The sequence below is a fragment of the Oxalicibacterium flavum genome (genome assembly GCF_014635065.1).
GTDB lineage: Bacteria > Pseudomonadota > Gammaproteobacteria > Burkholderiales > Burkholderiaceae_D > Oxalicibacterium > Oxalicibacterium flavum.
Genome location: NZ_BMCG01000003.1, coordinates 253,592 through 267,651, shown reverse-complemented (window position 1 = coordinate 267,651; position 14,060 = coordinate 253,592). Strand labels below are relative to the sequence as shown.

Annotated in this window: 11 protein-coding genes; all 11 read right to left on the bottom strand. The window is 65.1% G+C overall.

Translation table 11 applies throughout. The features are described 5' to 3' along the window. Positions 1-39 precede the first annotated feature (39 nt). Genes ftsA through IEV38_RS08250 form a run of 11 tightly spaced genes read right to left on the bottom strand, consistent with a single transcriptional unit; the run spans position 40 to position 14,056 of the window. Positions 40-1,272 (bottom strand): cell division protein FtsA, encoded by a 1,233-nt coding sequence (gene ftsA, locus IEV38_RS08300; protein ID WP_188395718.1) that lies wholly within the window; start codon positions 1,270-1,272, stop codon positions 40-42. Then, entirely contained in the window at positions 1,269-2,051 is a 783-nt protein-coding gene (locus IEV38_RS08295) for a cell division protein FtsQ/DivIB (protein ID WP_188395717.1), read from the bottom strand. The genes ftsA and IEV38_RS08295 overlap by 4 nt, the downstream gene beginning before the upstream one ends. Before the next feature lie 6 nt (positions 2,052-2,057). Further along, a complete protein-coding gene (locus IEV38_RS08290; protein ID WP_188395716.1) occupies positions 2,058-3,044 on the bottom strand; it encodes a D-alanine--D-alanine ligase in 987 nt (328 codons plus the stop codon). Further along, positions 3,041-4,444 carry a UDP-N-acetylmuramate--L-alanine ligase gene (gene murC, locus IEV38_RS08285; protein WP_188395715.1) on the bottom strand — a complete coding sequence of 468 codons (1,404 nt, stop codon included), beginning with the start codon at positions 4,442-4,444 and terminating at the stop codon, positions 3,041-3,043. Before murC ends, IEV38_RS08290 begins: the two co-directional genes overlap by 4 nt. Then, the gene (murG, locus tag IEV38_RS08280; RefSeq protein ID WP_188395714.1) at positions 4,441-5,517 is read right to left on the bottom strand and encodes an undecaprenyldiphospho-muramoylpentapeptide beta-N-acetylglucosaminyltransferase; all 1,077 of its coding nucleotides are present in this window, start codon (positions 5,515-5,517) and stop codon (positions 4,441-4,443) included. Before murG ends, murC begins: the two co-directional genes overlap by 4 nt. Continuing rightward, positions 5,514-6,725, bottom strand: a complete 1,212-nt coding sequence (gene ftsW, locus IEV38_RS08275; RefSeq protein ID WP_188395713.1) for a putative lipid II flippase FtsW — start codon at positions 6,723-6,725, stop codon at positions 5,514-5,516. Before ftsW ends, murG begins: the two co-directional genes overlap by 4 nt. Next, on the bottom strand, positions 6,722-8,230 hold the full coding sequence (murD, locus tag IEV38_RS08270) for a UDP-N-acetylmuramoyl-L-alanine--D-glutamate ligase (protein ID WP_188395712.1): 1,509 nt from the start codon (positions 8,228-8,230) through the stop codon (positions 6,722-6,724). The genes ftsW and murD overlap by 4 nt, the downstream gene beginning before the upstream one ends. 13 nt (positions 8,231-8,243) lie before the next feature. Then, the gene (gene mraY, locus IEV38_RS08265) at positions 8,244-9,413 is read right to left on the bottom strand and encodes a phospho-N-acetylmuramoyl-pentapeptide-transferase (RefSeq protein WP_188395711.1); all 1,170 of its coding nucleotides are present in this window, start codon (positions 9,411-9,413) and stop codon (positions 8,244-8,246) included. A gap of 1 nt (position 9,414) precedes the next feature. After that, complete coding sequence (locus IEV38_RS08260; protein ID WP_188395710.1) at positions 9,415-10,782, bottom strand: UDP-N-acetylmuramoyl-tripeptide--D-alanyl-D-alanine ligase; 1,368 nt, start codon at positions 10,780-10,782, stop codon at positions 9,415-9,417. Then, the gene (locus IEV38_RS08255) at positions 10,779-12,323 is read right to left on the bottom strand and encodes a UDP-N-acetylmuramoyl-L-alanyl-D-glutamate--2,6-diaminopimelate ligase (protein ID WP_188395709.1); all 1,545 of its coding nucleotides are present in this window, start codon (positions 12,321-12,323) and stop codon (positions 10,779-10,781) included. The genes IEV38_RS08260 and IEV38_RS08255 overlap by 4 nt, the downstream gene beginning before the upstream one ends. Continuing rightward, entirely contained in the window at positions 12,323-14,056 is a 1,734-nt protein-coding gene (locus IEV38_RS08250) for a peptidoglycan D,D-transpeptidase FtsI family protein (RefSeq protein ID WP_229728946.1), read from the bottom strand. Before IEV38_RS08250 ends, IEV38_RS08255 begins: the two co-directional genes overlap by 1 nt. Between the last annotated feature and the right edge of the window lie 4 nt (positions 14,057-14,060).

The following is a 14,060-nucleotide window of genomic DNA, read 5'->3' as shown; positions in this document are numbered from 1 at the left end:
GCTAACTGCGGGGTTAAGACAAAATCAAAAAACAAAAAATCAGAAATTACCGAGAAACCATTCCTTCATGCGACGCCACAATGCCGTCGCCGATCCATCCTGTCGCGTGACCAGATTGCCACGCAGGTACTGCTTCTTCGCCTCCAGCAACAAACCCAGCACGGTGGCGTACCGGGGACTGCGCACCACATCTGCCAACTGCCCGTTGTACTCCGGCACGCCGAGACGCGCCGGTTTGAGGAAGATGTCTTCCGCGAGTTCCGCCATGCCCGGCATCAGCGCGGTACCGCCCGTCAGCACGATGCCCGACGACAGCACTTCCTCGTAACCCGACTCGCGCACCACCTGGTGCACGAGAGAAAACAGCTCTTCGATGCGCGGCTCGATCACCGCCGCCAGCGCCTGGCGCGACAGCGCGCGCGAACCGCGATCGCCGAGTCCCGGCACTTCGATCGTCTCGCCCGGATCGGCCAGCACCTGCTTGGCCATACCGAAACGCAGCTTGATCTCTTCGGCTTCCGCGGTCGGCGTGCGCACCGCCATCGCGATGTCGTTGGTGATCTGGTCGCCGGCGATCGGGATCACGGCCGTGTGGCGGATCGCGCCTTCGGTAAAGATCGCCACGTCGGTTGTGCCGCCGCCGATGTCGATCAGCACCACGCCGAGTTCCTTCTCGTCCGGCGTCAGCACGGCTTCGGCCGATGCCATCGGCTGCAGGATCAGGTCCGACACTTCGAGCCCGCAGCGACGGATGCACTTGACGATGTTCTGCACCGCGGACACCGCACCGGTGACGATGTGCACCTTGACCTCGAGTCGGATACCGCTCATGCCGATTGGTTCACGCACATCTTCCTGGTTATCGACGATGAATTCCTGCGGCACCGTATGCAGCAATTGCTGGTCGGTCGGGATGTTGACGGCCTTGGCGGTTTCGATCACGCGCGCGACGTCGGTCGCCGTGACTTCCTTCTCCTTGATCGCCACCATGCCGCTCGAATTGAAGCTGCGGATATGGTTGCCGGCGATGCCCGTATAGACATGACGGATCTTGCAGTCGGCCATCAGCTCGGCTTCCTCGAGCGCGCGCTGGATGGATTCGACCGTGGCCTCGATGTTGACCACCACGCCCTTCTTCAGGCCGCGCGACTCGTGCTGGCCGAGTCCAATCACTTCATGGCGCCCGTTGGGCAGCACTTCCGCCACCACGGCCACCACCTTGGAGGTACCGATGTCCAGCCCGACAATCAGGTTTTTCGCGTCTTTTGTCATGTCTTTCCGTTTGCCTTTTTGTTGCCGTTGGTTCCGATGTTCAGACCCTGCGCGCGCAGGGCCAGGCCATTGGGATAACGCATGTCGATGTTTTCAATCCGGTCCTGCAGATGCGCCACCAGTTGCGGATAGATCGCCACCAGCCGGTCGGCGCGCTCCTTGAGCGTGGTCGCGGTCTTTTCCCTGCCCAGCTCGATCGTCATGCCATTGTTCATCCGCACCGTCCATGCATAGCGGTCCGACAGGTTCAGTTCCTCGGCCGTCAGCTTGAGCGGCGCAAACCAGCGGTTCAGGTCCTGCAGCCGCGCCACCACTTCCTTCTCGCTGCCGTCCGGTCCGTTGAACGCCAGCAGTTGCGCATCTTCCTCGGCCTCGGCCAGGTTGGCGACAAACACATCGCCCTTCACCGACAGCAGCCGGCCGTCGTCGCCCCAAGTTCCCAATGGCACATGCTCCTCGATCGTCACGATCAACTGGTTTGGCCACGAGCGGCGCACGGTCGCCTTGTGCACCCAAGGCACCGATTCGAAGGTCTTGCGCACCTCGTCCAGGTTGGCCGTGAAGAAGTTGCCCTTGATGCGCGCCAGCACCGCGCTGCGCACCGTCAGCGGATTGATGTGGCGCAGGGCGGCATGGCCTTCCCCTTCGACGCGAATCACTTCCAGCGTGAAATACGGACGCTGCGCGACCCACCACAGGCAGGACGCCATGAGCGCCAGCACCACCAGCCCGAACAGACTGTTGGCGGTCGCATTGAGCATCCGGACGTCATGCCACATGGTTCGTCACTTTCCTTTCACCGGCACGGCCGGCTTCAATCCCAGCGTCGCCAGACGCAGGATTTCCACGCACAACTCTTCGTAGGCGGTACCCGCCACGCGCGCCGACATCGGCACCAGCGAATGGCTAGTCATGCCGGGCGAGGTATTGATCTCGAGCAGGAACGGTTCGTCGTCCGACTCGCGCAGCATGAAATCCACGCGCGCCCAGCCGGTGCAGCCGATCGCGTTGAAGGCATCGACCGCCAGCGCCTGGATGCGTTTAGTCAGGGCCTCGTCGAGCGGTGCCGGGCACAGATACTCGGTGTCGTCGCTGAAATACTTGTGCTCGTAGTCATAGTTGCCCTGCGGCGCGCGGATCTCGACGATCGGCAGCGCACGCGCGGCACGGCCGGCGCCGATCACCGGCACCGTCAACTCGCGTCCCTTGACGAACTGCTCGGCCAGGATCACGGCGTCGTATTGCGCGCACAATTCGAACCCTTCGCTCAGACCGGCGGCCGATTCCACGCGCGCGATGCCGATGGTTGACCCTTCGTGCGGCGCCTTCAGCATCAGCGGAAAGCCGAAGGTCTCTGCCACTTCGTGCAGGCGCTCGGGCGTGGTCGTCGCCACGTCCAGCGAGGCGAAGGCCGGCGTCGGCACGCCATGGCTCAGGCAGATGCGCTTGGTCATGATCTTGTCCATCGCGATCGCCGACGCCATCACGCCGGGGCCGGTATAGGGAATGCCCAGTTGCTCGAGCGCACCCTGCAGCGTGCCATCCTCGCCATAGCTGCCATGCAGCGCGATGAAGACGCGATCGAACCTCTCGGCCGCCAGCTCCGCCAGGCTGCGCTCGGCCGGATCGAAGGCATGCGCATCGATGCCCCTGGCCTGCAGCGCAGCCAGCACGCCCTTGCCCGACATCAGCGAGACTTCGCGCTCGGCCGAGCGCCCGCCGAACAGGACGCCGACCTTGCCGAATTCGTTTTTCAGTTCCGTTGCGCTCATGGTTGTTCCTGCATGATTTTTCCCGGCACGCCGCTGATCGAGCCGGCACCCATCGTGATCAGCACATCGCCGTCACGGATCACGTTGCGGATCGTCGCCGGCATCTCGGCGATGTCCTCGACGAATACCGGCTCCACCTTGCCCGCCACGCGCAGCGCATGCGCGAGCGTGCGGCCATCGGCGGCGACGATCGGCTGTTCGCCGGCTGCATAGACTTCGGCCAGCAGCAGCAGATCGGTGCTCGACAATACCTTGACGAAATCCTCGAACAGGTCGCGCGTGCGTGTGTAGCGATGCGGCTGGAACGCCAGCACCAGCCGACGGCCCGGATAAGCGCCGCGCGCTGCCGCCAACGTCGCCGCCGTCTCGACCGGGTGATGACCGTAGTCATCGACCAGAGCAAACGAGCCAGCCGGCTTTCCGTTGACATCCTTGATGCTTATTTCGCCGTAGCGCGTGAAGCGGCGGCCGACGCCGTTGAATTCGCTCAGGGCCTTCTGCGTGGCGCTGTCGGCAATGCCGAGCTCGCGCGCGATCGCGATCGCCGCGCACGCGTTCTGCACGTTGTGCATGCCAGGCTGATTGAGGCTGACCGGCATGGGCGCGTAGCCGTCCTGCATCACCGTGAACTGCATGTGGCCGTTGACGGCGCGCGCATCGACGGCGCGCACGTCGGCATCCTCGTGGAAGCCATAGGTGACGACCAGCTTGGAGATGCGCGGGATGATCTCGCGCACGGTCGGATCGTCGATGCACAGCATGGCGACACCGTAGAACGGCAGGCGCTGCGTGAAATCGACGAAGGCCTGCTTGAGCTTGTCGAAACTGTGATCGTAGGTTTCCATGTGGTCGGCATCGATGTTGGTGATGACCTCGATCATGGGCGACAGGTTCAGGAAGGACGCATCCGATTCGTCTGCCTCGACCACGATGTAGTCGCCCTCGCCGAGCTTGGCGTTGGCGCCGGCGCGATTGAGCAGGCCGCCGATCACGAAGGTCGGATCGAGCCCGCCTTCGGCCAGCACGCTCGCCACCAGGCTGGTGGTGGTGGTCTTGCCGTGCGTGCCGGCGATCGCGATGCCGCGCTTCAGGCGCATCAGCTCGGCCAGCATCAGTGCACGCGGCACGATCGGGATGTGCTTCTCGCGGCCGGCCACCACTTCCGGATTGTCGGCCTTGACGGCGGTCGAGGTCACGATCGCATCGGCGCCGGCGATGTTCTCGGCGGCGTGGCCCAGCATCACCGTCGCGCCAAGCTCGGCCAGGCGGCGCGTGGCCGTGTTGCTGCCGAGGTCGGAGCCGGAAATCGTATAGCCGAGATTGAGCAGCACTTCGGCAATGCCGCTCATGCCGCTGCCCCCAATGCCCACGAAATGGATGTGTTTGACTTTGTGTTTCATGCGGTTTTCACCAGTTGTTCCAGCACGTTCGCGATTGCCTCGTTGGCGTCGCGCCGACCCTGCGCGTAAGCCGCTTCCGCCATGTCCAGGCAGCGCGCACGCGTCATGCCTTGCAGCAGCTCGGCCAATGCCCGGGCCTTCAATTCCGTTTGCGGCAGATGGATGGCCGCGCCCTGCTGCGCCATCCACTGCGCGTTGTTGCGCTGGTGCGTGGTGGTTGACACCAGCAGCGGCACCAGCACGCTCGCCACGCCGGCCGCCGTCAGTTCCGATACCGTGATCGCGCCGGCACGGCAGATCACGAGGTCGGCCTCGGCATAACGGCGCGGCATGTCGTCGATGAAATCCAGCACTTCGGCCTCGACCTGCGCCTGCGCGTAGTTGGCGCGCAAGGCATGGATATTCTTCTTGCCCGACTGGTGCGTGACGAATGGACGCTCCCCTGCCGGGATCAACGCCAGCGCTGCCGGCAGCGTTTCGTTCAGCACCTGCGCGCCGAGGCTGCCGCCGACCACCAGGATGCGCAGCGGGCCGCTGCGACCTGCATAGCGCTGCGCCGGCGGTGCCGACTCGATGATTTCCTGGCGTACCGGATTGCCGGTCACGACGGCCTTGTCCGCCGCCGCACCGAAGTCGGCGGGGAAGCCGAACAGCACGCGCTGCGCGATCGGCGCCAGCGTCTTGTTCGACAGCAGCAGCGCCGCGTCGGCATTCAGCAGCGCGACCGGAATACCGCGCAGCTTGGCCATCAACCCACCGGGCACGGTCACGTAACCGCCCATGCCGAGCACCACGTCCGGCTTGCGACGCGACAGGATGCCGCGGCACGCGCCAAAACTTGCCAGCAGACGGAACCCGCCCTTGATCGTGTGCGACAGCCCCTTGCCGCGCAGGCCGCTGAAAGCGATGGTGTCCATCGCTATGCCGCGCTGCGGCACCAGGTCGCGCTCCATGCCGTGCGTCGTACCCAGCCACGACACCTGCCAGCCGCGCGCCTGCATGGTTTGCGCAATCGCAAGGCCGGGAAAGATGTGACCGCCGGTGCCGGCTGCCATGATCATCAGCTTCTTCATACGCGGCCTCCGCGCATGAGTACCCGATTCTCGTAGTCGATTCTCAGAAGAATCGCGAGCCCGATGCAGTTGATCAGCACACCCGATCCGCCATAGCTCATCAGCGGCAGCGTCAGACCCTTGGTCGGCAGCAGTCCCATGTTGACGCCCATGTTGATGAAAGCCTGCACGCCGATCCAGATGCCGATGCCCTTGGCGACCAGGCCGGCGAAGGTCAGGTCCATCGCGATCGCCTGGCGACCGATCTCGAAGGCGCGCTTGATGATCCAGTAGAACGCGACCACCACCGCCAGCACGCCGACGAAACCGAGTTCCTCGCCGATCACGGCCAGCAGGAAGTCGGTATGCGCCTCCGGCAGGTAGTGCAGCTTCTCGACGCTGCCGCCAAGGCCGACGCCGAACAGTTCGCCGCGGCCGAAGGCGATCAGCGAGTGCGACAGCTGATAGGCCTTGCCGAGCGCATTGCTTTCCTCCCACGGATTCAGGTAGGCGAAGATGCGTTCGCGCCGCCACGGCGAGGCGATGATGACGAGCGTGAAGATGCCGACCAGCGAGGCGCCGATGCCGCCGAACCAGATGCCGTTGATGCCGCCGAGGAACAGGATGCCCATCGCGATGCAGACGATCACGCCGAAGGCGCCCAGGTCCGGTTCGAGCAGAAGCAACAGGCCGACGAAAGCGATCGCCAGCGTCATCGGCATGAAACCCTTGGTCAGCTTGTGCATGACCTGCTGCTTGCGCACCGTGTAATCGGCCGCATACAGCACCACGAACAGCTTCATCAGTTCCGATGGCTGCAGGTTGAAGACATGGAACGACAGCCAGCGGCGCGCGCCGTTGACGCCCTTGCCCACGCCCGGGATCAGCACCAGCACCAGCAGCACCAGCGTCGCCACGAACAGGTAGGGGGCGAGCTTCTGCCAGGTTTCGATGCGCACGCGGAAAGCCAGCAGGCCGGCGAACAGCGCGAGGCTGATGAAGATCGCCTGGCGGCCGAGGAAATGCGCATTGTCGTAGCGCGCGTACTTGGGCGAATCCGGCAGTGCGATCGAGGCCGAATAGACCATCACCATGCCGTACAGCATGAGCAGGATCACGACCCACACCAGCGGCTGGTCGTAGGCCATCATCTTCGAGCGCTGCTCGAGGCTGGGCACCGGCTTCTTGTCCGGCGCGGAACGGAACAGCGATGGCAGCGCGAGCTTCATGCGCTCACCTCCCCGCGTGCCAAGGCGATCTCGCGCACGGCGTCGATGAAGACCTCGGCGCGATGCGCGTAGTTGCGGAACATGTCGAGGCTGGCGCAGGCCGGCGACAGCAATACGGCATCCCCGCCCGCCGCCAGATCGGCTGCCTGCGCGGTCGCTTCTTCCAGCGTGGCGCAGTCGGTCGCCGTCACGCCCGTGTTTTCCAGCGCCGCGCGCAGGGCCGGCGCATCCTTGCCGATCAGCAGCACGGCCTTCGCATATTTGGCGACCGCGTCGGCCAGTGGCGAGAAATCCTGGCCCTTGCCGTCGCCGCCCGCGATCAGGATCAGGTGCGGTGCAGCGCCGGCACGTCCCGCACCCAGGCCCTTGAGCGCGGCCACGGTGGCGCCGACGTTGGTACCCTTGCTGTCGTCGTAGTATTCGGTGCCGGAAATGGTCGCCACCAGTTCGACGCGGTGCGGCTCGCCGCGATACTCGCGCAGGCCGTGCAGCAGTTGCGCGAACGGCAGCCCGATCGCACGGCACAGCGCCAGCGCCGCCAGCGCGTTGAGCGCGTTGTGCTGGCCGCGGATGTGCAAGGCGTCAACGGGCATCAGCTTCTTAGTCATGACTTCGATCTCGACCTGTTCCTTCTTGCGGCGCCTCGGTTGTTGATCTTCGTCGGCAACCGCGACCGACAGCCAACGCATGCCGTTTTCGTCGGCCAGGCCGAAACAGTCGGGCGCGTCCGCCTCGTCGGTGCCGAAAGTGACGACGCTCGCCAGCGGCGACGCCATCTGCATCACCATCGCATCGTCGCGGTTGAGCACGCGCACGGTGTGCGCGCCGAAGATGCGCGCCTTGTCGGCCGCGTAGGCTTCCATGTCGCCATGCCAGTCGAGGTGATCCTGCGTCACGTTGAGCACGGTGGCAACGTCGGCCTGCAGCGATTCGGTGGTGTGCAACTGGAAGCTCGACAGCTCGAGCACCCAGGCCTGCGGCAGACGGTCTTCGTCGAGCGCGGCGCACAGTCGGTCCAGTGCGGCGGGGCTGATGTTGCCGGCGACCTCGACCGTCAGGCCGGCGCGGCGGCACAGCAGTCCGGTCAGGCTCGTCACCGTGGTCTTGCCGTTGGTGCCGGTGATCGCGATCACCTTGGGCGCATAGCCACGCTCTTCCTTCAGTGCCTCCAGCGCCTGCGCAAACAGTTCGATCTCGCCCCAGACCGGAATCTGTCTTTCGGCAGCGGCCGGGACGATGTCCGCCAGTTCGCGCGCCGGCATCAGGCCTGGACTGACGGCAACGGTGTCGATGCCTTCGAGCAGCGCGGCATCGAATTTCCCGTCCACGGCGCCGCCGACGAATTCCGCATCGGGCACCAGCGTGCGCAGCTGCGCCAGGCGTTCCGGCTGCGCGCGCGTATCGGCGACGCGCAGCGTGGCGCCGCAGCGGTTCAGCCACTGCGCCATCGCCAGTCCCGACTCGCCGAGACCCATCACCAGAAAATGCCTGCCTGCGTAATTCATCGCTCTTGCTTCTTCAACGGAGTTTCAACGTGGACAAACCGAACAGCACCAGCATCATCGTGATGATCCAGAAGCGGACCACCACCTGTGTTTCCTTCCAGCCCTTCTGTTCGAAATGGTGATGCAGCGGCGCCATCAGCAGGATTCGCTTGCCGGTGCCGGTACGCATTTTTGTGTACTTAAAGTAGCTCACCTGCAGCATCACCGACAGCGTCTCGACCACGAAGATGCCACCCATGATGAACAACACGATCTCCTGGCGCACGATGACGGCGATGGTGCCGAGCGCGCCACCGAGCGCGAGCGCGCCGACATCGCCCATGAAGACCTGCGCCGGATGCGCGTTGAACCACAGGAAGGCAAGGCCCGCGCCGGACATCGCGCCGCAGAAGATCAGCAGTTCGCCCGCGCCCTTGATGTGCGGTATGAACAGGTATTGCGAATAGATCGCGCTGCCGGTCAGGTAGGCGAACAGGCCGAGCGCGGTGCCGACCATCACGGTCGGCATGATCGCCAGGCCGTCGAGACCGTCGGTCAGGTTGACTGCGTTGCTGGTCCCAACGATGACGAAGTACGTCAGCGCGATGAAGCCCCACACACCAAGCGGATAACTGATGGTCTTGAAGAACGGCACGATCAGGTCGGCCTTGGGCGGCAGGTCCATGCTGAAGCCCGACTGCACCCAGGCCACGAACAGGTCGATGACCTGCGCATTGCTCGGTGCCGAGACCGAGAACGCCAGATAGACCGCGGCGAACAGGCCGATCACCGACTGCCAGAAATACTTCTCCTTGGACGACATGCCCTTCGGATCCTTATAGACCACCTTGCGGTAATCATCGACCCAGCCGATCGCGCCGAAACCCAGCGTGACGATCAGCACCACCCAGATGAAGCGGTTGGACAGGTCGGTCCACAGCAGCGTCGCGATGCCGATCGCCAGCAGGATCAGCGCACCGCCCATGGTCGGCGTGCCGCTCTTGATCAGGTGCGTCTGCGGACCGTTGGTGCGCACTGCCTGTCCGACCTTCAGACGCGTCAGCATGCGGATCACGGCCGGACCGGCAAACAGGCCGATCGCCAGCGCCGTCAGCGTCGCGAACACGGCGCGGAAAGTGATGAAGTTGAAGATCCGCATCGGGCCGATGTGATCCTGGAGAAGCTGTGCCAGCCAGAGCAGCATGTTAGTGGCCTTCCTGAGTATGTTGACCGAGCAAATGCTGCACCACGCGTTCCATCTTCATGAAACGCGATCCCTTGACCAGCGCTGTTGTCTCGTTGTTGAAAAATCCGTCCAGTGCGCCGTTGAGCTGATCGACGTCGTCGTAGTGCGCGGCGCCTGCGCCGAATGCCTTGTTCGCATGCGGCGTCAGTTCGCCCAGCGTCAGCAGGCGATCGATGCCCCGCGCGCGCGCGTAGCTGCCGACTTCCTCGTGGTACTGCGGGCCGTCGTTGCCGACCTCGCCCATGTCGCCCAGCACCAGGATGCGCGGCGATGCCGCCTGCGCCAGCACATCGATGGCGGCGCGTACCGAATCCGGATTGGCGTTGTAGGTGTCGTCGATGACCAGCGCGCCGTTCGGTGCAGTCTTGCGTTGCAGGCGGCCGCTAACCGGCGCGAATGCCTGCAGGCCGCGCACGACGGCGTCAACCGGCACCTCGATCGCCAGCGCACAGGCGATCGCCGCCAGCGCATTGCGCACGTTGTGCAGGCCGGCCGCTGCCAGTTCGATCGTGAAGTGCTGCGTGCCTGCGGTGACCTGCAACGTACTGCCGAAGGCATGCGCCTCATGCGTGCAACGCACGTCGGCTTGTTCATCGAGGCCGAAGGTCAGCGCGCGGCAATGCGCCGCATAGCCGCGCCACAGAGATGTATAGGCGTCGTCGGCCGGAAACACGGCCACGCCGTCGGCCGGCAGCGACTGGATCACCGCGCCGTTTTCCTGCGCCACCGCTTCCACGCTGGCCATGAATTCCTGATGCTCGCGCTGCGCGTTGTTGACGAGACCGACCGTCGGCCGCGCGATCGCCGACAGTAGCGCGATCTCGCCCGGATGATTCATGCCGAGTTCGACCACCGCCGCCTTGTGGGCTTCGTTCAGGCGCAACAGCGTCAGCGGCACGCCGATGTCGTTGTTGAAGTTGCCGCGCGTCGCCAGATGCGCATCCGCGCCGAAAGCGGCTTCAAGGATTGCCGCGATCATTTCCTTGACCGTGGTCTTGCCATTGCTGCCAGTTACGCCGATCAGCGGCAGCGCGAACTGCGCACGCCAGCCATGCGCGATCTCGCCAAGGGCGCGGCGCGTGTCAGGCACGACCAGAGCCGGCAGCTTGACGTCATCCGGCAGGCGTTCGACCACCAGCGCCGCGATGCCGCGCTCCGCCAATTGCGGCAGGAAGTCGTGTGCATCGAAACGCTCGCCGCGCAACGCAACAAACAGGTTGCCGGCAGCCGCCGCACGGCTGTCGGTCGAGATGCCGTCGAAGGTGGCATCGCCCGTCAGCGTCGCGCCGGCGACCCAGGGTTGCAATGTGCGCAGCGTCGATTTCATCCGTGCGCTCCCTGCATGGCGCGCGACGACAGCGCCAGCGCCGCATGATCGGCATCGAGGAAAGGCAGCTTGCGGCCCTTGATTTCCTGATGGCTTTCGTGGCCCTTGCCGGCCAGCAGGATCACGTCCTGCCGCGTCGCATTGCGGCATGCCCACAGGATCGCGGTGGCGCGGTCCTCGATGATGTGCAGGTCGCCTTGCATGGCGTTCTTTTCCGCTTCGATGCCGGCGACGATCTGCGCGATGATGGCGTCCGGTTCTTCGTGGCGCGGATTGTCAGAGGTGACGACCACATGGTCGGCCGCCATTGCGGCGCGTCCCATCTGCGGGCGCTTGCCCGGATCACGGTCGCCACCGCAGCCGAACACGCACCACAGCGCGCCGCCGCGTTCCTCGGCTACCAGCCGCAGCGTCGCCAGTGTTTTTTCCAGTGCATCCGGTGTGTGCGCATAATCGATGACCACCAGCGGCGCATCGTTGCCACCGAGCTGCTGCATGCGGCCGGGCACGGCCTGCAGTGCCTCGACCGCATCGATCGCATCGCGCCAGGCAATGCCGTTGGAGAGCAGCACGCCGACGATACCGAGCACATTGCTGACGTTGAAATCGCCGACCAGTTGCGTGCGCACCTGGCTGCGTTCGCTGCCGAAGCGCAGCTGGAACACGGTACCGGACTGGCTGCTGCGCACGTCGCTCGCCTGCAGCACGGCAATGCCCTCGGATGCCTGGCCCGACAGACCGTAGCCGGTCACGACCACCTCGCTGCGTGTCCGGCGCAGACGCTCCACCAACCGGCGGCCCATCGCATCGTCGAGATTAACGACGGCGTGACGCAGGCCGGGCCAGTCGAACAGTGCCGTCTTGGCTTCCTCGTAGGCCGCCATGTCGCCGTGGTAATCGAGATGGTCGCGCGTGAAATTGGTGAACAGCGCGGTGTCCACATGCATGCCGGCCATGCGCTTCTGGTGCAGGCCGATCGAGGACGCCTCGATCGCCAGCGCGGTCGCGCCGTTCTTGCGCAGTTCGGCCAGGGCGCGCTGCAGCTGCACCGCGTCCGGCGTGGTGTAACCGGTAGCATTGAACTGACCGGCCTGGCCGGCACGGAAGATGCCGATGCCAAGCGTGCCGATGACGGCGGTCGGGCGTCCCAGGCGCGACAGCGCGCTGCCCAGCCATTGCGAGCACGAGGTCTTGCCGTTGGTGCCGGTGACGGCCACGCTCAGCATCTCACGGTCCGGATGACCGTACCAGGCGGCGGCGATCTCGCCGGCGCGTTCCTTCAGTTGCGCAACGGTCAGATGCGGCACATCGACTGTCGCCGTGAACAGTTCTTCCGCGCCGTCGTCAACCAGCACCGCCCGCGCACCGCGTTCGACGGCGTCGCCGATGTAGTTGCGGCCGTCAGCCTCGTCACCCGCATAGGCGACAAACACGTCGCCGGCCGCGATGCGGCGCGAGTCGGCGCTCAGCTGCGCGTCGGGCGCCTGCGTTTGCAGCCAGGCCAGGATGTCGTCGAGCGCGATCATGACAGACGCCGTCATCACAGCACCTCCTGCAGCGGCTCGGCCGGAATGATGATGTTGGTCACGCTGGAATCCGGCGCCACGTTCATGGCGCGCAGCGCGCTGGCCGTGACCGACGAGAACACCGGACCCGCGACCGAACCGCCGTAGTGGCGGCCGGCGCTCGGCTCGTCGATCATGACGGCGACGATGATGCGCGGATCGGACACCGGCGCGAAGCCGACGAAAGACGCCACGTATTTCTTCACGTACTTGCCGTTCTCGAGCTTGTAGGCGGTGCCGGTCTTGCCGCCGACGCGGTAGCCGGGTACCTGTGCCTGCGGCGCGGTGCCGTGCGGACCGGCTGCCATTTCGAGCATGCTGCGCATTTCGCGCGCGGTCTTTTCGGACAGCACGCGCTGCGCGATCGGCTGGTCGGTCGAGCGCTGTAGCGTCAGCGGAATCATTTCGCCGTCACGCGCAAAGATCATGTAAGCATGGGCGATCTGCAGCAGCGACAGTGAAATGCCGTGACCGTAGCTCATGGTCGCCTGCTCGATCGGACGCCACGACTTGTAGGGACGAACGCGGCCGGCCACCGCGCCGGGGAAGCCGATCTTCGGCTGCTGGCCGAAACCGACCGAGGTGAACAGGTCCCACATGTCCTGCGGCGGCATCTGCAGCGCGATCTTGGCGGTGCCGATGTTGGACGACTTCTCGATCACCTGCGATACCGACGCCAGTCCGATCGAGTGCGCGTCGCCGATGGTGGCGGTGCCGATCGTCATGCGGCCGGGCGCGGTATCGATCATGGTATTGGGCGTGACGATGCGCTTTTCCAGACCGAGCGCGACCGTGAAGGGCTTGAGCGTGGAGCCCGGCTCGAAGGTATCGGTCAGCACGCGGTTGCGCAGTTGCGCGCCCGTCAGTTTGCGGCGGTCGTTGGGATCGTAGGTCGGCAGGTTGGCCAGCGCCAGGATCTCGCCGGTCTTGGCGTCCAGGATCACGATGCCACCGGCCTTGGCCTTGTTGGCCTCGACCGCCGCCTTCAGGTTCGAGAAGGCGATGTACTGCAGCTTGCTGTCGATTGACAGCGCGAGGTCGGCGCCGTCATGCGGTTCGCGGATCGCCTCGATATCCTCGACCACGCGGCCCAGGCGGTCGCGGATCACGCGGCGGCTGCCCGGCGTGCCGGCCAGCGTCTGCTGATAGGCCAGCTCCATGCCTTCGAGGCCCTTGTCCTCGACGTTGGTGAAGCCGACGATGTGCGCCATCGCCTCGCCTTCCGGATAGAAGCGCTTGTATTCCTTGCGGGTGTTGATGCCGGCGATCTCGAGCTTTTGCACCATCTCGACGATGTCCATCTCGACCTGGCGCTTCAGATAGACGAAGGTACGGTCCGAATCGAGGCGGCGATAGAGGTCCTTCTCGCTCATGTCGAGCAGCTTGGCGAGCTGGCGCAGCTTGTCCTTGGGCGCTTCCATCACGTCTTCCGGAATCGCCCAGATCGCGCGCACCGGCAGCGAGGATGCCAGCACCTGACCGTTGCGGTCGGTGATCTTGCCGCGCGTGGCCGGCAGTTCCAGCGTGCGCGTATAGCGCGAAGCGCCCTGCTTCTGTAGGAAATCGGTGGACATGCCCTGCAGCCACAGCGCGCGGCCGGCCAGCGTGGCGAACGCGGCGAAGATCAGGAACAGCACCACGCGCGAGCGCCAGGCCGGCAGCTTGGCCGCCAGCACCGGGCTAGATACGTAAGGAACGCCTTTGCCCATGCGG